The 17,219-nt window shown below is 72.1% G+C and carries 20 protein-coding genes and 1 pseudogene; 8 read left to right on the plus strand and 13 right to left on the minus strand.

All coding sequences use genetic code 11. The annotated features are described in order from the left end of the window. From CCN39_RS22990 to CCN39_RS23010, 5 genes and pseudogenes are all read right to left on the minus strand, one after another. Positions 1 to 252: pseudogene (locus CCN39_RS22990) on the minus strand (lytic transglycosylase domain-containing protein); the annotation flags it as partial. A 140-nt stretch (positions 253 to 392) separates the two neighbouring features. Beyond that, complete coding sequence (locus CCN39_RS22995; protein WP_086845185.1) at positions 393 to 902, minus strand: DUF501 domain-containing protein; 510 nt, start codon at positions 900 to 902, stop codon at positions 393 to 395. 24 nt (positions 903 to 926) lie between these two features. Further along, the gene (locus tag CCN39_RS23000) at positions 927 to 1,289 is read right to left on the minus strand and encodes an FtsB family cell division protein (protein WP_086845214.1); all 363 of its coding nucleotides are present in this window, start codon (positions 1,287 to 1,289) and stop codon (positions 927 to 929) included. 194 nt (positions 1,290 to 1,483) lie between these two features. Further along, positions 1,484 to 2,770, minus strand: a complete 1,287-nt coding sequence (gene eno / locus CCN39_RS23005) for a phosphopyruvate hydratase (protein WP_086845187.1) — start codon at positions 2,768 to 2,770, stop codon at positions 1,484 to 1,486. A 63-nt stretch (positions 2,771 to 2,833) separates the two neighbouring features. Further along, positions 2,834 to 3,295, minus strand: coding sequence for a VOC family protein (locus CCN39_RS23010; RefSeq protein WP_086845216.1), 462 nt, complete (start codon positions 3,293 to 3,295; stop codon positions 2,834 to 2,836). A gap of 72 nt (positions 3,296 to 3,367) precedes the next feature. On the opposite strand from CCN39_RS23010, the gene CCN39_RS23015 reads away from it, so the two are divergent. Then, positions 3,368 to 3,772: a tetratricopeptide repeat protein gene (locus tag CCN39_RS23015; protein ID WP_167455159.1), complete on the plus strand. Its 405-nt coding sequence runs from the start codon at positions 3,368 to 3,370 to the stop codon at positions 3,770 to 3,772. A 222-nt stretch (positions 3,773 to 3,994) separates the two neighbouring features. Here the strand turns inward: CCN39_RS23015 and CCN39_RS23020 are convergent, their stop codons facing one another. Continuing rightward, positions 3,995 to 4,741, minus strand: a complete 747-nt coding sequence (locus tag CCN39_RS23020; protein ID WP_086845218.1) for a lysozyme family protein — start codon at positions 4,739 to 4,741, stop codon at positions 3,995 to 3,997. A 366-nt stretch (positions 4,742 to 5,107) separates the two neighbouring features. Between CCN39_RS23020 and efeU the strand changes: the two genes are divergently transcribed. The 6 genes from efeU to CCN39_RS23050 are packed head-to-tail and all read left to right on the plus strand — an operon-like array spanning position 5,108 to position 10,575. After that, entirely contained in the window at positions 5,108 to 5,953 is an 846-nt protein-coding gene (efeU, locus tag CCN39_RS23025; RefSeq protein WP_086845191.1) for an iron uptake transporter permease EfeU, read from the plus strand. Continuing rightward, complete coding sequence (gene efeO, locus CCN39_RS23030; protein ID WP_086845193.1) at positions 5,950 to 7,086, plus strand: iron uptake system protein EfeO; 1,137 nt, start codon at positions 5,950 to 5,952, stop codon at positions 7,084 to 7,086. The genes efeU and efeO overlap by 4 nt, the downstream gene beginning before the upstream one ends. Then, positions 7,083 to 8,357: an iron uptake transporter deferrochelatase/peroxidase subunit gene (gene efeB, locus CCN39_RS23035; RefSeq protein WP_086845195.1), complete on the plus strand. Its 1,275-nt coding sequence runs from the start codon at positions 7,083 to 7,085 to the stop codon at positions 8,355 to 8,357. The genes efeO and efeB overlap by 4 nt, the downstream gene beginning before the upstream one ends. Positions 8,358 to 8,414: 57 nt before the next feature. Beyond that, positions 8,415 to 8,984 (plus strand): TetR/AcrR family transcriptional regulator, encoded by a 570-nt coding sequence (locus CCN39_RS23040; protein WP_167455160.1) that lies wholly within the window; start codon positions 8,415 to 8,417, stop codon positions 8,982 to 8,984. Then, positions 8,981 to 10,123 carry an SGNH/GDSL hydrolase family protein gene (locus CCN39_RS23045; RefSeq protein WP_086845197.1) on the plus strand — a complete coding sequence of 381 codons (1,143 nt, stop codon included), beginning with the start codon at positions 8,981 to 8,983 and terminating at the stop codon, positions 10,121 to 10,123. The genes CCN39_RS23040 and CCN39_RS23045 overlap by 4 nt, the downstream gene beginning before the upstream one ends. A 17-nt stretch (positions 10,124 to 10,140) precedes the next feature. Then, on the plus strand, positions 10,141 to 10,575 hold the full coding sequence (locus tag CCN39_RS23050; protein ID WP_086845221.1) for a PPOX class F420-dependent oxidoreductase: 435 nt from the start codon (positions 10,141 to 10,143) through the stop codon (positions 10,573 to 10,575). 21 nt (positions 10,576 to 10,596) lie between these two features. Here the strand turns inward: CCN39_RS23050 and CCN39_RS23055 are convergent, their stop codons facing one another. Genes CCN39_RS23055 through CCN39_RS23085 form a run of 7 tightly spaced genes read right to left on the minus strand, consistent with a single transcriptional unit; the run spans position 10,597 to position 16,664 of the window. After that, positions 10,597 to 11,160, minus strand: coding sequence for a hypothetical protein (locus CCN39_RS23055; RefSeq protein ID WP_086845199.1), 564 nt, complete (start codon positions 11,158 to 11,160; stop codon positions 10,597 to 10,599). After that, positions 11,157 to 12,494 (minus strand): hypothetical protein, encoded by a 1,338-nt coding sequence (locus tag CCN39_RS23060; protein WP_244210953.1) that lies wholly within the window; start codon positions 12,492 to 12,494, stop codon positions 11,157 to 11,159. Before CCN39_RS23060 ends, CCN39_RS23055 begins: the two co-directional genes overlap by 4 nt. Beyond that, on the minus strand, positions 12,491 to 13,291 hold the full coding sequence (locus CCN39_RS23065; protein WP_086845203.1) for an ABC transporter ATP-binding protein: 801 nt from the start codon (positions 13,289 to 13,291) through the stop codon (positions 12,491 to 12,493). Before CCN39_RS23065 ends, CCN39_RS23060 begins: the two co-directional genes overlap by 4 nt. Before the next feature lie 27 nt (positions 13,292 to 13,318). Continuing rightward, positions 13,319 to 14,107 carry a zf-HC2 domain-containing protein gene (locus tag CCN39_RS23070; RefSeq protein ID WP_086845204.1) on the minus strand — a complete coding sequence of 263 codons (789 nt, stop codon included), beginning with the start codon at positions 14,105 to 14,107 and terminating at the stop codon, positions 13,319 to 13,321. Continuing rightward, a complete protein-coding gene (locus CCN39_RS23075) occupies positions 14,104 to 14,655 on the minus strand; it encodes an RNA polymerase sigma factor (RefSeq protein ID WP_086845206.1) in 552 nt (183 codons plus the stop codon). Before CCN39_RS23075 ends, CCN39_RS23070 begins: the two co-directional genes overlap by 4 nt. Positions 14,656 to 14,709: 54 nt before the next feature. Continuing rightward, a complete protein-coding gene (locus CCN39_RS23080; RefSeq protein WP_086845208.1) occupies positions 14,710 to 15,642 on the minus strand; it encodes a nucleoside triphosphate pyrophosphohydrolase in 933 nt (310 codons plus the stop codon). Further along, positions 15,639 to 16,664, minus strand: coding sequence for a hypothetical protein (locus tag CCN39_RS23085; RefSeq protein WP_434781121.1), 1,026 nt, complete (start codon positions 16,662 to 16,664; stop codon positions 15,639 to 15,641). Before CCN39_RS23085 ends, CCN39_RS23080 begins: the two co-directional genes overlap by 4 nt. 85 nt (positions 16,665 to 16,749) lie before the next feature. Between CCN39_RS23085 and CCN39_RS23090 the strand changes: the two genes are divergently transcribed. Beyond that, positions 16,750 to 17,157 carry a hypothetical protein gene (locus tag CCN39_RS23090; RefSeq protein ID WP_086845212.1) on the plus strand — a complete coding sequence of 136 codons (408 nt, stop codon included), beginning with the start codon at positions 16,750 to 16,752 and terminating at the stop codon, positions 17,155 to 17,157. Positions 17,158 to 17,219: the final 62 nt, after the last annotated feature.

Below are 17,219 nucleotides of genomic sequence, written 5' to 3' on the forward strand. Positions count from 1 at the left end.
GGGCGCGCCGGGGAGGGTGCCGTCGACGGCGATCTGCTGGAGAGCGGCGTTCCCGGGGTCGTAGCCCTGGGCGAGCGCGGCGTCGCGGGTGTGCTCACCGCTGCCACCGAGCCAGCCGAGGGTGCCACCGCCGGCGACCAGCGCCGGGACCACGGCCAGGATGCCGGCGACCAGCGGGTACGCGGTGCGGTGGCGGATCCCGAATCTTCGCGCGTAGCTCCCGACTGCGTCTGGCAGCCGCCGCACACGCATGCTCAGAGCCCTCCTGGCCGGATCGATCGCCGCTTTCGGGACACAGCCTGCCGCAAGCGCGGCGCGGTTTCAGCCCATCGAGAGGTGCAATCGAGGTTTTCGCTCACCCAGACCAGTTATCTGTTCACAGCGCGCGAGTGTTACGCGGCGCAGTCACCCGTCGGCCACCCGTTGGCCTTAAGCAGGGCGAGCGTCTCGTCACCGAACGGATTCACGCCCGGGCCGACGGCGAGGGCGTGGGCGACGTGCACGTGCAGGCACTTGACCCGGCCGGGCATGCCCCCGGCGGTGACCTGGTGGCCCAGCGGCTCGATCGCGTCCCGCTCGGCGAGGTAGGCCTCGTGGGTGCGCTGGTACTGCGCGGCGAGCTCGGGATCGGTGGTGAGCCGCTCGGTCATCTCCTTCATGATCCCGGACGCCTCGATGGTGCCGATCATCGAGTTGAGCTTCGGGCAGGTGAGGTAGTAGAGCGTCGGGAACGGCGTGCCGTTCTCCAGCCGCGGGCTGGTCTGCACCACGGAGGGGTGCCCGCTCGGGCACCGCGCGGCGATGGCGCGCAGCGCTCGCGGCGGCCGTCCGAGCTGCTCCGCGATGATCTCGCGGTCGGCGTCGGTGACGGGCTCGAACCGGTGCTGCTGCGTGCTGTTCACGCGGTCAAGGTTAGAGCGTGCCCCTCAGCCGCCGGAGACCTGGTTCCACAGGTTCTCGTACCAGGAGCTGCCCGCGACCTGCTGCTGCCCGGCCGGCGGGGCCGCGTCGGGTGCCTTGTCCTCCGGCAGCTGGACGATGTACGGCGTCTCGCCCGGCTTGACGTACCGCAGCCGCCGCCGGGCTTCCGCCTCGATCTGCGCCGGGTCGCTCAGCTCCGCCTTGCGGCCCTGGAGCTGAGCGACCTCCTGCTGCAGCTGGGCCTGCTGGGCCTGCTGTTCGCGGACCTCGGTCCGCTGGGAGAGGTACGTGCGCAGGGGCACGGCGATGGTGAACGCCAGCGCGCACACCACGATCGCCACCACCGCCGCGCGGCGGGTGGTGGACATGCCGAGCACCTTCGCCGCGCCCGACGCCCGCTTCGCCGCCAGACCCCGGCGCAGCCGGGCCCTGGTGGTTTCCGCGTCGCTGGTGCGGCGGCGCGCCGCTTCGGGGCGGCGGGCCGGCGCGGGCCGGTTGGCCCGCGATGCCCCGCCGCCACCGCCGCGGCGGCCGCGTGTCCTCCCCCGGTCCGCCATCGGCGTCAGGCCTCGGCGCTGAACCGCGGGAAGGCCAGCTCGCCGGCGTACCGGGCCGCGTCACCGAGGGTCTCCTCGATGCGCAGCAGCTGGTTGTACTTGGCGATCCGCTCGCCGCGGGCCGGGGCACCGGTCTTGATCTGGCCGACGCCGGTGGCGACCGCCAGGTCCGCGATGAACGTGTCCTCGGTCTCGCCCGAGCGGTGGCTCATCATCGACTTGTAGCCGAACGACGTGGCCAGCGAGATCGCGTCGAGCGTCTCGGACAGGGTGCCGATCTGGTTGACCTTCACCAGCAGCGCGTTGGCGGCGCGGCGGGTGATGCCCTCCTCCAGGCGGTCCGGGTTGGTGACGAACAGGTCGTCGCCGACGATCTGGACCTTTTCGCCGACCTCGGCGGTCAGGGTGACCCAGCCGTCCCAGTCGTCCTCGCTCAGCGGGTCCTCGATCGACACCAGCGGGTAGTCGCGCAGCAGTTCGGCGTAGTAGGCCGACATCTGCTCCGCGCTCTTCTTGCTGCCTTCGAACGTGTACGCGCCGTCGGCGAAGAACTCCGTCGCGGCGACGTCGAGCGCGAGCGCGACATCCCGGCCCGGGGTGTAGCCGGCCTTCTCGATGGCCTGCAGGATCAGGTCGAGCGCCTCGCGGTTGTTCGCCAGGTTCGGCGCGAAGCCGCCTTCGTCGCCGAGACCGGTCGAAAGGCCGCGGCCCTTCAGCACCGACTTCAGCGAGTGGTAGACCTCGGCGCCCCAGCGCAGGGCCTCGCGGAAGGTCTCCGCGCCGATCGGCGCGATCATGAACTCCTGGACGTCGACGTTGCTGTCGGCGTGCGAACCACCGTTGAGGATGTTCAGCATCGGCACGGGCAGCACGTGCGCGTTCGGCCCACCCAGGTAGCGGAACAGCTCCAGCTCGGCCGACTCGGCGGCGGCCTTCGCGACGGCCAGCGAGACGCCGAGGATGGCGTTCGCGCCGAGGCGGGACTTCGCCGGCGTGCCGTCGAGGTCGACCAGCTTCTGGTCGACGATCCGCTGGTCGACGGCCTCGATGCCGACCATCTCCGGGCCGATCTCGTCGAGCACCGCGGCGACCGCGCGCTCGACGCCCTTGCCGTTGTAGCGGCCGGTGTCGCCGTCCCGCAGCTCGACCGCCTCGTGCTCACCGGTCGACGCCCCCGAGGGGACCGCGGCCCGCGCCAGGGTGCCGTCGTCGAGAGCCACCTCCACCTCGACCGTCGGGTTGCCGCGCGAGTCCAGAATCTCGCGCGCGCCTACCTGCTCGATGAGAGCCACGCCATGCTCCTCGGTGCGTCGTGCTGCCTGCGATAACGCGCCCAGCCTAGCCGTCGCCGCAGTTCACCCGTTGGAGGACTCACCGCCGGCGCGGACCTCCTGCCACCCCGGCGGCAGCTCGACGGTCTCCGACGTCTGCTGCCAGAAGGTCCAGCTGTTGCCCCCGAGATCGGCGACGGTGAACACCCGGGCGCCGTACGGCTGGTCCTGCGGCGGTTCCAGCTCGCACTCGTCGCCCAGCGCGGCTTCGATCCGCCCGTAGGCCTCGTCGACGTCGTCGACGTAGACGATGTTGAGCTGGCCGACCGGGCCGTCGACGCCCTTGGCCTGCCAGTAGTCCGGGCCGACGCCGGCGATCTGGATCCGCGCTTCGCCCGCGCGCAGCGTCGCCTGGAACACCTCGCCGGCGCCGTCGCAGAACCGGACCTCTTCAGTGAAGCCGAAGACCCTGGTCAGCCAGGCGAGCGCCGCGGTGGCGTCGGCGTAGTACAGGTAGGGCGCCAGGCCCCGGTACGGGCTGCTCATGGCGGCACAGTCCATCACGTCCCGTTCGGAGGCGTGTGCAACCCCCTCCTCCGGGGTAACGTGGGAGTGACCATGACGGACGCCGCAGCTGCTTCGCAGCCTCCCGAGGAGTCGCGGTTCCATGCCTTCCGCCAGGCCGAAGACCTGGTCGGCCGCCGTCGTCCGCTCGACGCGCTGAAGGCCCTGCAGCCCCTGCTGGAATCCGAGACGGACAAGCCGTCGGTGCACCTGCTGGCCGGGCGCGCGTACTTCCACTCCGCTCAGTTGCGGCGCGCCGAAGAGGCGTTCACCCGGGTGCTCGAACTGGACCCGACGGACCACTACGCGCGGTTCATCCTGGGCCGGACCCTGCAGCGCCTCGGCCGGTTCGTCGAGGCGCTGGCGCAGATGCGGATGGCGTCCGCGATGAACCCGGTGCCGGAGTACCTCGAAGCGATCAACGAGGTCAAGGCCCGCATCGCCCTGCGCGAACCCTGACCGGCCAGTGCCGAACGGCCCTGGGGACCTCAGCCTTTCGGCCGACCGGATCGGGCCCCTCGACCGATGTCCCGCACCCCCTTGTCCGGCGAAGCTGGTTACGGACCGAACAGGGAGGAACCACGATGTCGATCTTCGTCACGCTGGGTGCGTACGCCGGACTGCTGCTGCTGGTGCTGATGGCCGTCACGCCGTTCGTCGCCGACCGCGAGCTCTGAACCGTCAGGGCGCGACGCTCGCCTCCGCGTAGGCGTCCGCCGCGCTGAAAACGTCCTGGCCGTACGCCAGGGCCTGGTTGTAGAACAGGATCGCCCGCCACCAGCCGGCCGGGGTGCCGAGGTCGTCGCCCCCGGAACAGAGGAACCGCGCCGCCGTGAAGGCCGCGTCGTCGATGTTCTGCGGGTCCGGCGTGCCGCCGTCGCCGTTCGCGCGCTCCTGGTACTTCTTCCACGTCGACGGCAGGAACTGCAGCGGGCCGATCAGGTGGTCCCACGACTTGTCGCCGTCGAGTTTGCCGCCGTCGCTGTCGTGCACCGCCGGGACGCCCGGCGAGCCGTCCAGCGGCGGGCCGACCACCGGCTTCGCCACCCGGCCGTCCGCGCCGATCGCCGCGAGGTCGAACTCGCCGCGCTCGTTCTCGACCCGGCCGATGCCCGCGAGTGTCGCCCACGAGAGGTGGCACGTCGGCTTCTGGCGCTGCATCCACATCTCCGCCCGGCCGTACGCCGAGAGCGCCCGCGCCGGGATGTGCGTCTTGTCCGCGACGCGGGCCGCCCACGCGTCCAGTTCGGCGCGGTCGGAGACCTGCGGCCGGTCGACCGGCGCGGCGAGCCCGGCCCGCGGCGCTTCGGCGCCGGGCTGCGGACGCTGTTCCGGGATGGCGAGCGCCGGCTGGACGGGCGGTGCCGCGGCGGGCGCGTCCGGGTTCTGGACACCGATGGTTACGACGAGGATCACGCCGGTGAGCACCAGTCCCAGCGCGAGGGCGATCCGGCCGACGTACCGCCTCGGCGGGCCGCCCGGGGGCGGCGACGGAGGCGTGACGGTCGGCTGAGCGGTATCGGCCACCCGAACAGGTTACGGACGCACTCAAGAGGGACCCACGATCGCCTGACCAGGCAAGCGGAGGGTAAAAACAATCCCCCTGCCAGCGACGTCACAAATTTTGTTATCGAGTCGACGCGCAGGCCGCTGACCTGCGGTTACCCTAACCTAACTTCGAACCGCAGTCCCTTTTGCCGCTTTTATCCGTCTCCCGCGGGCGTAGGGTCACTGGACTTACAGGTGAGCCTTACCTAAAACCATCACGGAAGCAGAACTCAGGGAGGCGGACCGGTGTTGTTCTCGAGCGCGTTGATCGGGCTGCGCGAAGGCCTGGAAGCCGCGCTGGTCGTCAGCATCCTGGTGGCCTTCCTGGTCAAGACCGAGCGGCGGCACGCGCTGCGCTGGGTCTGGCCGGGCGTCGGCGCCGCGGTGCTGCTGTCGGTCGCCGTCGGCGCGGTCCTCACCTACACGACCGCCCAGCTGTCCTTCGAGCACCAGGAGCTGCTCGGCGGGAGCCTGTCGATCGTCGCCGTCGTGTTCGTCACCGCGATGATCTTCTGGATGCGCAAGGCCTCCAAGAGCATCGCCGCCGAACTGCGCGGGAAGATGGACGACGCGCTGGACGTCGGCCCGGCGGCCGTGCTGCTGCTGTCGTTCCTCGCGGTGGGGCGCGAAGGCCTGGAGACCGCGGTGTTCTTCTACTCGACCGTCCAGGCCGCGCAGTCGGAGACGATCCAGCCGCTGATCGGCTTCGCCGTCGGCATCGCGGTCGCCGTCGTGCTCGCCTGGCTGCTCTACAAGGGCGCCGTCCGGTTCAACCTGTCGAAGTTCTTCACGATCACCGGGGTGCTGCTGGTGTTCGTCGCCGCGGGCGTGCTCGGCTACGGCCTGCACGACCTGCAGGAGGCCGCGTTCCTCCCGGGAATCGGCACCCTGGCCTTCGACGCGTCGAGCACGCTGCCCGAGACGTCCTGGTACGGCGCGCTGCTGAAGGGCATCTTCAACTACTCGCAGCAGACGACCGTGCTGCAGGCCGTCGCCTGGGTCGCCTACGTCGCCATCGTGCTGCCCCTTTTCCTCAAGCCCAGCAAGAAGACCGCGCCGGCGCCCGCCGCCGCGGCCGCCTCGAAGGAGTGACCGTGCGCAAGACCACCCCGCTGGCCCTGCTGGCCGGAGCCACCACACTGGTGGCGCTCGCCGCGTGCGACAGCAAGAGCCAGCCCGCGGCGGCCGGTGGCCCGATCAAGGTCTCGGCGTCCGACACCGCGTGCGAGGTCTCCGCCACCACGGCCGACGCCGGCAACCTGACCTTCGAGATCACCAACAAGGGCACCAAGGTCACCGAGTTCTACCTCTACGCCGAGGGCGACCGGATCATGGGCGAGGTCGAGAACATCGCTCCCGGGCTCAACCGGCGGCTGATCGTCGAGGTCGCCGACGCCGGCAAGTACCAGACCGCGTGCAAGCCCGGCATGGCCGGCAACGGGATCCGCGGCGACTTCACCGTCACCGGCGGCGTCGCGAAGCAGAACGACACCAACGCGCAGAAGGCGCAGGCCACCAAGAGCTACGCCGACTACATCGCGAACAACACCTCCGCCCTGCAGGACGAGACGGTGAAGTTCGCGGACCTCGTCAAGGCGGGCAAGGTCGACGAGGCGAAGGCCGCGTACGCGCGCACCCGCGTCTACTACGAGCGGATCGAGCCGGTCGCCGAGAAGTTCGGCGACCTCGACCCGGCCATCGACGTCCGCGAGGCCGACCTCGAGCCGAACCAGCAGTTCACCGGCTTCCACCGGCTGGAGAAGGACCTGTTCAAGACCGGCCTGCAGCCCGACAGCGCCCAGATCGCCGACAAGCTGGTGACCGACGTCAAGGACCTGGTCGCCAAGACCAAGACCCTGGAGCTGTCCGCCCTGGACCTCGCGAACGGCGCCAAGGGCCTGCTCGACGAGGTCGCCACCGGCAAGATCACCGGCGAGGAAGAGGCCTTCTCGCACACCGACCTCTGGGACTTCCAGGCCAATGTGGACGGTTCCAAGGGCGCGATCACCTCGCTCCGGCCGATCCTGCAGGCCAAGGACCCGGCGCTGGTGTCCACTCTGGACAAGGAGTTCGCGAACGTCCAGGGCCTGCTGGACAAGCAGCGCGCCGGTGACGGTTTCAAGCTGTACACGGAGCTTTCCCAGGACCAGGTCAAGGAGTTCGCTTCGGCCGTCGACGCGCTGAGCGAACCGCTGAGCAAGGTTGCGGAGGTCGTCTCCAAGTGACGTCGGCAGAGGGCACGCAGACAGAGGGCACGCGCGTCTCGCGGCGGAAGCTGTTCGGCCTGGCGGGCGCCGGTGTGGCGCTCGCCGGGGCCGGGGCCGCCGCCGGCATCGGGATCGACAAGGCGACCGGCGGCAGCGCCGAGGCGTCGACGAACGTCGTCGACTTCCACGGCGAGCACCAGGCCGGAATCGTCACCCCGGCGCAGGCCAACCTGCACTTCGCGGCCCTCGACGTCACGACGAAGGACCGCGAGAAGCTGCGGGCCCTGCTCAAGACGTGGACCGAGGCGGCCCGCCGGATGACGGCGGGCCAGGAGGTCGTCGCGAACGGCGCGGTGGGCAGCGGCGCGTACGCCCCACCCGGCGACACCGGCGAGGCGCTCGACCTGCCGCCGTCGAACCTGACGCTGACCATCGGGTTCGGGCCGTCGCTGTTCGACGGCCGGTTCGGCCTGGCGGGCAAGCGCCCGCCGCAGCTGATCGACCTGCCGCTGTTCCCGAAGGACAAGCTCGACCCGGCCCGCAGCGGCGGCGACCTGTGCATCCAGGCCTGCGCGGACGACCCGCAGGTGGCGGTGCACGCCGTCCGCAACCTGGTCCGGCTCGGCTTCGGTGTCACCGAGGTCCGCTGGTCGCAGCTCGGCTTCGGCCGCAGCTCGTCGACTTCGCGGGAGCAGCCGACCCCGCGGAACCTGTTCGGCTTCAAGGACGGCACGAACAACATCAAGGCCCAGGACACCGACTTCCTGCGCGACCAGGTGTGGGCCGAGGCCGACGACGGCCAGGCGTGGATGGCCGGCGGCTCGTACCTGGTGGCCCGCCGGATCCGGATGCACATCGAGACGTGGGACCGCGAAACCCTCGACGGCCAGGAGAAGATCGTCGGCCGCACGAAGGGCACCGGCGCCCCGCTGGGCCAGACCGCGGAGTTCGACGAGCTCGACCTCGACGTCGGCGGCGCGGGCGGCGAGAAGCTGATCCCGGAGGACGCGCACGTCCGGCTCGCCTCGCACCAGGCGCTGAACGGCGTCCGGATCCTGCGGCGCGGCTACAACTTCGTCGACGGTTCCGACGGCGTCGGGCACCTCGAGGCGGGGCTGTTCTTCCTGGCGTTCAACCGCGACACCCGGAAGCAGTACGTGCCGATGCAGCAGGCGCTGTCGTCGAAGGACGCGATGATGGAGTACGTCCAGCACACCGGCTCCGCGCACTTCGCGGTCCCGCCGGGGCTGACCCGCGAGTCGAGCTGGGCGGACGCCCTGTTCTCCTGATTTGCCTAAAGCCTTTAGGTTGATCTAACCTGGCTTTAGGCAACCAGGAGAGGGCTGATGGTTCGGGCGGGATTGACCACCGATCGCGTGGTGCGCGCCGCGGCGGAGCTCGCGGACGAGATCGGCTTCGACCGGCTGAGCCCGTCGGAGCTCGCCCGGCGGCTCGGGGTCCAGGTCGCCAGCCTGTATTCGCACGTCAAGAACGCGCACGACCTGCGGACGAAGGTCGCGCTGCTGGCGCTGGACGAGCTCGCCGGCCGGGCCGCCGCCGCCCTCGCGGGCCGGGCCGGGCGAGACGCGCTCGTCGCCTTCGCCGACATCTACCGCGGCTACGCCCGCGAGCACCCCGGCCGGTACGCCGCCGCGCAGCTGCGGCTCGATCCGGAGACCGCCGCGGCGAGCGCCGGTCCCCGGCACGCGGCGATGATGCGCGCGATCCTCCGCGGCTACGACCTGGCCGAGCCGGACGAGACGCACGCCGTGCGGTTGCTGGGCAGCGTCTTCCACGGGTTCGTCAGCCTCGAAACCCAGGGCGGGTTCGACCACAGCTCGCCCGCCGCGGCCGAGAGCTGGGTCCGCATCCTCGCCGTCCTCGACTCCCTTCTGCAGGATTGGCCACGATCGTGATCGACATCCCCCTGACCGCGGACCTCGTCCGCGGCGCCCTCGAACTCGAACGCACCGAACGCGGCCTGGTGCCCCACCGGCTCCCGGCTCGCGCGCGGGCGCAGAACAACGACCCGCGGCTCGCCGTGGCCGAGGCGCAGCCCGCGGGGGTGCGGCTGCGGTTCCGGACCCGGGCGGACGTCGTCGAGCTGGAGACGCTGCGGACCAAGCAGGTGTACCCCGGCGCCCCGCCGCGGCCGGACGGCGGCTACGACCTGCTCGTCGACGGCGAGCTGACCGCACAGGCGAGCGTGTCCGGCGGCAACACCCTGCACGTCGACCTGGTCACCGGCGCGTCCTCGCTCACCGAGGGCTCCCCCGGTGTCGTCCGGTTCGCCGGACTGGGCGGGCAGCCCAAGGACGTCGAGATCTGGTTGCCGCACAACGAACTCACCGAGCTCGTCGCCCTGCGCGCCGACGCGCCGGTCGAGCCCCTGCCCGGCGGCCGGGTGTGGCTGCACCACGGCAGCTCGATCAGCCACGGTTCGAACGCGGCGAGCCCCGCGACGACGTGGCCCGCGCTCGCCGCCACCGCCGCCGGCGTCGACCTGGTGAACCTCGGCTTCAGCGGCAACGCGCTGCTCGACCCGTTCACCGCCCGGGCGCTGCGGGACACCCCCGCCGACCTGATCAGCGTCAAGCTCGGCATCAACGTGGTCAACGCGGACCTGATGCGCCTGCGCGCGTTCGGGCCCGCGGTGCACGGGTTCCTCGACACGATCCGCGACGGCCACCCGGACACCCCGCTCGTGGTCGTCTCGCCGCTGTACTGCCCGATCCACGAGCGGACGCCGGGACCGGGCGACTTCGACCACGAGGCGCTGGCGGCCGGCGTGGTCCGGTTCCGCGCGACCGGCGACCCGGCCGAGCGCGCGGCGGGCAAGCTGACGCTGGAGGTCATCCGGGACGAGCTGGCCCGGATCGTGACGCAGCGGCAGGCCTCGGACCCGCACCTGAGCTACCTCGACGGCCTTGCGCTGTACGGCGAAGCGGACTTCGCGGACCTCCCGCTGCCGGACGACCTCCACCCGTGCCCGGCGGCCCACCGCCGGATCGGGGCCCGGTTCGCCGAGCTGGTCCTTGACTTCAAGGAAGCTTGAAGTTGGACACTTCGGACATGTTTACCGAAGCAGAGCTCGCCTACCTGACCGACCAGCTGCTGGGCCGGCTGGCGACCCAGCAGCCGAACGGGACCCTGCAGGTGAACCCGGTCGGATTCCGGTACAACCCCGACGAAAAAGCCATCGACATCACCGGGCACCGCCTGCGCCGGACGCAGAAGTTCCGCAACATCGCAACGAACGACCGCGTCGCCCTCGTGGTCGACGACGTCCCCTCGACGGACCCGTGGCGGGTCCGGTGCCTGGAGATCCGGGGCCGCGCGGAGGCCTTGGTGGGCGTCGGAATCCCGCAGGGGCAGTACGAACACCTCTCGGACGTCCACTTCGACGACGCGGTGATCCGCATCCACCCGGAGCGCATCCTCGCGTTCGGCGTCGAGAACTGGGACCGGGAGCCGTACGAACTGGAAATGAACATCCGCAACGTCTGAACGTTCCCGAGGTGGCCGCCGCTAGCGGCGGCCACCCCAAGCCGTGTACGCCGCCGCTCCGGTGATCGCCAGGACCACCGCCGTCCAGGTGGCCGCCGGCGTTCCCGGGGGTTGCAGCAGCCACGCCGCGATGCGGCTGGTCGTCGAGGCGTCGTTCGGGATGAACGGGCTGACCGCGGACCAGGCCAGCGGGAGCGTCCAGCCGAACTGGCCGCCCGCGATGGTGGCCGCCAGGCCTGCCGAGCCCGCGAGGCCGGCCGCGTCGCGGATGACGATCGACGCGGCGACCGGCGACGGGCCCAGCTCCTGCACGCCCAGCACCACCGCCCCGGCCAGGACCGCGATCAGGGCCAGGTGCGCGAATCGCCGGACCGGCCACGGCAGGGCCGCGGTCCGGTCGAGGTCGGGGTCCTGGCCGCTGAGCCCGATCGCCGCCACCGCGACCGCCGTGGTCAGCGCCAGCGCGGCGAGGATGCCGTCCCAGGAGTCCCGGCCCAGCAACCACACCCCGGACGTCGCGACCAGCAGCGCCCCGAACGCCGCCGGCAGCTGCCGCGAGCGGGCGTACAACGTCGCCCACCTCATCGGACCAGCGTTTCGAGCGGGTCGCCCTGGCACGTCAGCAGCGCCTGGCGCAGCGCGACGACCCTGGTGAACTGCGCGTCCGCGGGCAGGGCACGGAACTTCGCCCAGGCCTGCCGGATCGGGGCCGCTTGGGCCGGGAACCACTTCCCGGCGTACTCGGGCAGCGATTTCAGCTCCCCGGTGAAGTAGGCCGCCGCGATCATCCGGCCACCCATGTCGGAAATGGTGGCGTTGGTCGGCCACTCGCAGGACGGCACGCCCGCTCCGGACAGCACCGCCACCCGCAGGTCGCCCGCGTCCGCGGTGAGGAGTTCGTGGTTGCGCTGGAAGTCGAGGTAGACGACGGCGGGATCGCGCCGGACGGGCTCGTACACGGGGTTGGGCGCGACCTGTTCTTCGACCCGGGTCGGCGCGCCGGGCAGCTTCGCCAGCATCGCGAGCGCTTCGCGGCCCGGGCCGGCCAACGCGGCCAGCCGGTCGCGGTGCAGCTCCGCCACGCAGACCGGGCCGTCGCAGACCTTGCGGGCGGCGACGCTGTCCACGGTCAGGGCGGCCACCGGGAACAGCGGCAGCGCGACGGCGGCGCCGACGGCGAGCGGCAGCAGGCTCAGCAGCCGCGCTCGCGCGGACTGCACCGACAGCAGCAGGAACGCGGTGACGGTGAGGCCGAGGAACCACACCGCCTGCCCGGCGTCGAGTGCCACGGCGGTCGTCACCATCGAGCCCCGCGGCTCGGCCAGCGCCGGCGCCAGCGGACCGGCCCGGCGCGGCAGGACGGCCTCCAGGCCCGGTTCGAGCGACAGCCAGCAGAGGGTCGTCCCGACGAGGGTGAGCACGGCGAGAGCGGGCGCGGTGAGGGGATGCGGCAGCAGCCGTCCGACGGCCAGCCCCAGCCAGCTCCCGGCGACCACGCCGAGCGTCCCGATGGCCACGACGGGGACGAAGACGGCCGAGACGAGCCCGTCGTGGGCCAGCACTTCGACGACACCGGCACCGAACACGAGCAGGTAGCCGAGGGCGGTCAGCCCACCGACGGCGCCGGCCAGCCGGATCGCCCGGTGCCACGCGGGCCGCGGCGTGGTGGCCAGCAGTTCGGTCATGCCGGAACGGCTGTCGCGCATGCCCTGGATGGCCCCGGCCCCGACCACCACGGGCCAGAGGAACTGCAGCAGGAACCGGACCCAGAGCGCGGTCGTGGTGGTGTTCGCGGTCAGGGGCGCGGGGGCCTTCCACCACGGCCCGGAGAGGAGGAACAGGAACCCGAGCGCGATGACGACGATCGCGAGGCCGGCCCAGGGCGCGATCGAGCGCCGGAGTTCGATGCGGAAGATCACCACGCCTCCCGGCCCGGCGCGTGGTTCAGCAGCGCCGAATAACCGCGCTCGATCGGGCTGTCGCCCACGTGGTCGGGGGTGCCCGCGGCGGCCAGTTCGTCCGGCGTTCCCTGGAACACCAGCTTCCCCTCCGCGAACAGGACGACGTCCGTGCACGCCGTGGCCACGTCCTCCACCAGGTGCGTCGAAATCAGGACGCAGGAGTCGCGGCCCAGTTCCTGGACCAGCTCGCGGAACCGGACCCGCTGCGCCGGGTCGAGGCCGGCGGTCGGCTCGTCGAGGAGCAGGACGTCCGGGTCGTTGACGATCGCCTGGGCGATGCCCACCCGGCGGACCATGCCACCCGACAGCGTCTTCATGCGGTCGTCCGCGCGGTCGGCCAGGCCGACCCGCTCCACCGCCCGCTGGACCGCGCCGGGGATGTCCTCTTTGGACATCTCCTTGAGCCACGCCAGGTACTCGACGAACTCGCGGACCGTGAACCGCTTGTAGTACCCGAAGTTCTGCGGCAGGTACCCGATCCGGCGGCGCAGCTCGCGCTGGCCGCGGCCGCCGGCCTGCGTGCCGAGCAGCGACAGGCGGCCCGATTCCGGCCGGAGCACCGTCGCCAGGGCCCGGATCAGCGTCGTCTTGCCGGCACCGTTCGGGCCGAGCAGCCCGTGCACGCCCTTGCCGAGCGACAGGTCCAGCCCGTCCACGGCCATCTTCCGCCGCCCCACCCGCACCTTCAGCGCCTCCGCCTGGATTTCCCAGGCGTACGTCGCCGGTGCGACCTCGGCGGCCCCCACTGCCCGCATGCTTTTCCTCCCTGAAGACACGAAAACTCAGTGACGTGCGCCGAGCCGGGTGAACGCCGGCCCGCGCAGGGCGACGACCACCGTGGTCAGCACGAAGACCCCCGCCCACACCGGCAGCGCGCCGGTGCCGAGCGAAAACGCCTCCCCCGGCCGGCCGAACGCCGGCAACACGACGATCGCCACCCACACCGCGACCAGTGCGTACGCCGCCCGGCTGACGCCGACCAGCCCGCCGAGCGCGAGCGTGCCGGTGGTGCCGGCCAGGCTCGGCAGCAGCCAGAGCGCCGGCTGCGTGCCGGTCAGCCACCCGGCGACCCCCAGCACCGGCAGGACCACGGCGAGCACCGCGACCGTCCGCCGGACGATCAGGTAGAGCCCGGCGCGCGGGGTCGCGGTGACGGTCTCGTAGGCGGGATCCAGCCCCCGCGCCCACGACGCGGCGACGCCGAGCACCGGCAGCACCGGGGCGAAAAGCTGCACCGCCGGCACGCGGAGCACCGCGGTCCAGACGCTGTCGAGCAGGACCGCGGCCAGCGTGACGGCCACGATCATCGCCAGCCACGGCGCCATCGCGGGGGTGACCCAGGTGTCGAGCCACCGTCGCCGGCGCCGTGGCCGGGCGGCCGGCCGGTGGACCTCGGGCGAGACCCGGCTCCAGACCAGGTCGACGACCGGCTGGACCGGCGCGGCCTCGGCGAGCCGCGCCCGGCAGACCGGGCAGGCCTCGAGGTGGGCCTCGAGCCCCCACAGCTGGTCGCCCGGGAGGTCTTCGCCCGCCACGTACGCGGCGATGAGCTGATCCGGTGCGTGGTTCATGACAGCGCCTCCCGCAACGCGATCCGCGCCCGCCGTGCGCGGGTCTTGACGGTGCCCTCCGGCAAGCCCAGCAGCACCGCGGTCTCCCGGACCGTCAGCCCGTCGAGCACCATCGCCTGCAGCACCGCCCGCAGCTCCGGCGCGAGGTCGCGCAGGGCCGAACCGACCTCGTCGCCCATCGTCGCCGCCAGGGCCTCGTCCTCGGCCGCTAGCACCGGGGCGGCGTCGAGGGCCACCTCCGGCGGCAGCTGCGCGTGGTGCGCCCGGCGCCGGAACGCGTCGACCAGCCGGCGGGCGGCGATCGTCCAGACCCAGCCGACCGCACTCCCGCCGGTGGCCGCGCCCGCGAACGACGCCGCCGCCCGCCAGACGGCCAGGAACGTCTCCTGCATGACCTCCGCGACGATCTGCTCGTCCGCGCACCGGCGGCGCAGGCGCACGGCGAGCCAGGGCGCCGTGCGGCGGTAGAACTCCTCGAACGCCGCGCGATCGCCCTTGGCCGTGCGCCGGACGAGGTGGTCCTCGTCGGCGTCCTCCAGTGCTCTCACACCAGGCAAGACGCCGGATGCCCGGAACCGGTTCTCACCCGGATGTGTGCTGCGTCACACTGGGCGCGTGGGCCAGAACTTGCGCCAGCCGTCGGCCTCCAGGGTCGTCGGCTCCAGCCCGGCATCGCGGGCGGCCTGCTCGGCGGCCTGGATGTCCTTCGCGAACTGCTTCGCCACCGCCCTCAGCTCGCCCTCGGCGTCGACCCCCGCCCGGCGTGCGGTGGCCGCGATGCGGAACAGCTGGACGGGCGCCCCGGTGCCTTCGGGGAAGAGGTCGAGCGGGATGCCCGCGCGCCCGGAGCGCTGGCCCAGCTTGCCCGCCAGCGCGACGGCGGGCTGGCCGAGCGCCACGCCGTCCACAATGGACCGGCGCTGCTTCTCCCGCTGCTTCAGCTCTTCCCACTTGACGTTCTGGTGCTCGACGGTGTGCACCTTGTCCCCGTCGGCGAAGACGTGCGGGTGCCGGCCGACCAGCTTCGCGACGAGCGCCGCGGCGACGTCGTCGATGCCGAACGGGTCTTCCGCGTCCTCGGCCGCCACGCGCGCGTGGAAGAGCACCTGCAGGAGGACGTCGCCGAGCTCTTCGCGCAGCGCCTCGCGGTCGCCTTCTTCGATGGCGTCGAGCAGCTCGTAGGTCTCCTCGACCAGGTACTGCCGCAGCGAATCGTGCGTCTGCACCGCGTCCCACGGGCAGCCGCCCGGCGAGCGGAGCCGGTCCATCACGTCGGCGGCCTCGACCAGCGGCGGCACCGGCGTCTCGATGACCTCCGCGCCGGTCGCGATGAGCAGCGACGCCGCCGGCTCGTCCCGGGACCCGGCGAGCAGCACGACGTCCTTCAGCGACGGCGCTTCGGTGACGGCCGGGACCCCGAACGCGGCCGGGTCGACGTCCGTGGCCGCGTAGACGGCCGGTGACTCACGCAGGATCTTCAGCGCCGCACCGGGCAGCGTCGTCCCGCGGACGACTACGACGACACCCGTGCTCACTGCTGCGCGGGCGCGGCACCCCGGACGGGCAGCACGATGCCCTGGGTGGCGTCGGAGTTCGGCACGAGGTTCATGCCCACAACATCCCACACGCCGTACCGCGGGTTGACGCGCAGGCCGCTCTGGCCGAGGTACGGCTGCAGCAGCCGGGTGCCGATCGCGGTCAGCTGCGCGTCCGTAGGCTTCTGCGCTTCCTGGTCCGCCGGCACGGCTTTGTCGGTGCCGCGGGTGCGGATGACGAAGACGAACCAGTCCGAGCGCTGCGGCTTCTGCGCCTGGAAGACGACGATGCTGTTCTTCTCCGTGCCGAAGAGCGCGGTCTGCGCGAGGCCGAGGTACTGGGTGGCGCCGAAGAGTTCGGCCAGCTGGCCGGCCGAGTACCCGCTGGGGCCGGGCGCCCCGGTCTGCTGGGCCTGCTGCCCTTCCTGCTGCGCCTGCTGGACGACCGCCTGGACCTTGCCGGGGTCGTCGGCGAACTCCTTCGCCAGGTCGAAGGCGCGGGTGCGGGCCGCCGGGTCGTTGTCGGCGGTCGCGCTGATGCCGACGTAGTCCGCGCCGACCGACAGCTTCGGCAGCAGCTTCGCGGCGAGCTCCTGCTCCAGGACGACGTCGCCCGCGACCTCGTTGCGGTCACGCAGCTGCGAAACGATCTGGGTGACGGCGACCTGGTCGCCCTGCCCGGTGTCCGCGACCGGCGCGCCGGACACCTGCGCGGCCAGCCCGGCGACCTTCGCCTGGTCGGCGACGAGGTTCTCCTGCCGGGTCGCGCGCAGGGTCAGTTCGTGCAGGACGGTCTGCCGGACGATCTCGCGGCCCAGCAGGTCGAGCTTGTGCTCACCGGCGAGCTTCTGCGCGTACGGGTGTTCGCGGACGGCCTGGTCGATCATGGACTGGACCCGGTCGAGCGAAACCGACCGGTCGCCGACGATGACGGCGCTGCCGACCTGGCTGGGGCCCGAGCCGCACCCGGCGAGCAGAAGAGCACCGGCAACGACCGCGACCAGCGCGCGAGGGCGCCCCATGATCCGCATCACAGGCCATACCCTCTCACACCATCGCCCCCGAAACGCAACACCCACCGGGTCGCGGCGGCGGTAATGTCGATTTATGGACCACTGGCTGACCATCGAAGTGTTCGACGGGGAACAATCGGCTTCGCTGTGGCGCCTGGCTCGAGGGGACGCACTCGCCGAAGCGGCGCTGACGAACGGCGCTGAGCAGTGGGTTTGGCACGAGCACCGGTGGGGCGTGGTGCTGGAGATCGAGTTCGCGACCGAGGAGCGCCGGGATGCGTTCCGGGCGTTGCCGGTCGTGACGGCGGCGCTGGACGCGGTTCCGGACCCGGCTCGGGGACTGCTGGTGTACTCGGGTCGTGGCGGCGGTTCGGGGGCGCGGGTGCCGCGGCGTCCGCGGCCGTTGCCGATGGCTGGGGCCGGGGCTGTTCCGGTGCCTGAGGAGCGGGTTCGGATGGGGCTGGCTGAGGCTGTGCCGCCTATGTTCAGCGAAGTCTGCTGACTCCGGGGCTCGGGGCTCCGGGCTCCAGGGCTCCCTCGCGATACCCACCACCCCGAAGCTCG

The sequence above is a fragment of the Amycolatopsis kentuckyensis genome (assembly GCF_002155975.1).
GTDB classification, from domain to species: Bacteria; Actinomycetota; Actinomycetes; order Mycobacteriales; family Pseudonocardiaceae; genus Amycolatopsis; species Amycolatopsis kentuckyensis.

Excerpts from the sequence above, each read along its gene's own strand:
- CCN39_RS23085 (WP_434781121.1), bottom strand. The coding sequence starts at position 16,664 with ATGGGGCGCCCTCGCGCGCTGGTCGCGGTCGTTGCCGGTGCTCTTCTG.
- CCN39_RS23010 (WP_086845216.1), bottom strand. The coding sequence starts at position 3,295 with ATGAGCAGCCCGTACCGGGGCCTGGCGCCCTACCTGTACTACGCCGAC.
- CCN39_RS23070 (WP_086845204.1), bottom strand. The coding sequence starts at position 14,107 with ATGAACCACGCACCGGATCAGCTCATCGCCGCGTACGTGGCGGGCGAA.
- CCN39_RS23050 (WP_086845221.1), top strand. The coding sequence starts at position 10,141 with ATGTTTACCGAAGCAGAGCTCGCCTACCTGACCGACCAGCTGCTGGGC.
- CCN39_RS23055 (WP_086845199.1), bottom strand. The coding sequence starts at position 11,160 with ATGAGGTGGGCGACGTTGTACGCCCGCTCGCGGCAGCTGCCGGCGGCG.
- CCN39_RS23090 (WP_086845212.1), top strand. The coding sequence starts at position 16,750 with ATGGACCACTGGCTGACCATCGAAGTGTTCGACGGGGAACAATCGGCT.
- CCN39_RS23000 (WP_086845214.1), bottom strand. The coding sequence starts at position 1,289 with ATGTCCACCACCCGCCGCGCGGCGGTGGTGGCGATCGTGGTGTGCGCG.
- CCN39_RS23040 (WP_167455160.1), top strand. The coding sequence starts at position 8,415 with ATGGTTCGGGCGGGATTGACCACCGATCGCGTGGTGCGCGCCGCGGCG.
- CCN39_RS23065 (WP_086845203.1), bottom strand. The coding sequence starts at position 13,291 with ATGCGGGCAGTGGGGGCCGCCGAGGTCGCACCGGCGACGTACGCCTGG.
- CCN39_RS23015 (WP_167455159.1), top strand. The coding sequence starts at position 3,368 with ATGACGGACGCCGCAGCTGCTTCGCAGCCTCCCGAGGAGTCGCGGTTC.